The sequence below is a fragment of the Pseudomonas sp. MD195_PC81_125 genome, from assembly GCF_014060985.1.
Classification (GTDB): Bacteria; Pseudomonadota; Gammaproteobacteria; order Pseudomonadales; family Pseudomonadaceae; genus Aquipseudomonas; species Aquipseudomonas parakoreensis.
This window is the reverse complement of record NZ_JABULD010000969.1, coordinates 1-558: the sequence shown is the minus strand read 5'-3', so window position 1 is coordinate 558 and position 558 is coordinate 1. Positions and strand designations below refer to the sequence as shown.

The window sequence follows — 558 nt, the reverse complement described above, 5'->3', positions numbered from 1 at the left end:
CGAAGTAACGCGAAAAGCACGATCAGTGACGCATTCAACTGTTCAGTTACGCTGAGCAGGCCGATCCACTCCATGACCAGCGCCACCAGCAATGCGGTGCACACGGTTACCGAGGCGCTGAAGCGCAGCAATCCCAGCGAATCGAGGGACTTGAAGCGTTTGATCTGTTTCGGGCAACGCAACTCCAGAGTTTTCTGGCAGTGCGCGCAAGTGAACGGTTCGTTGATTGCGATGGCGTTGAGTTGCCATGGCTTGAGTAGCTGCGTGGTCTGGCAATGAGCACAACGGCCCTGGACTCCCAGGGTTGCAACGGACATGAGCGGCCTCCTCGACGCAATCAGCGGAACACGGATACTGGCTCATTAATGACGAAAAGCCAGCCGTCGGAAGAAAACAGGAATTGGCTTACACGCGTAAGTATCAATGCATTACAAAATGTTCTGACATCTGCCCTGCTCCCCCTGTTGGAATGAGCATGTAGTGAGGGGATTAATCCCCGATGGACTGCGCAGCAGTCCCTGATCACTTGCAGGCTTGGGGCGGAACGCTGCGCGTCCC

At 55.6% G+C, this 558-nt stretch carries 1 protein-coding gene; it reads right to left on the bottom strand.

Translation table 11 applies throughout. The features are described from left to right. Nucleotides 1-317: hypothetical protein (locus tag HT737_RS30650; protein WP_182404691.1), on the bottom strand; the 317-nt coding region annotated here is incomplete at its 3' end. Nucleotides 318-558 lie beyond the last annotated feature (241 nt).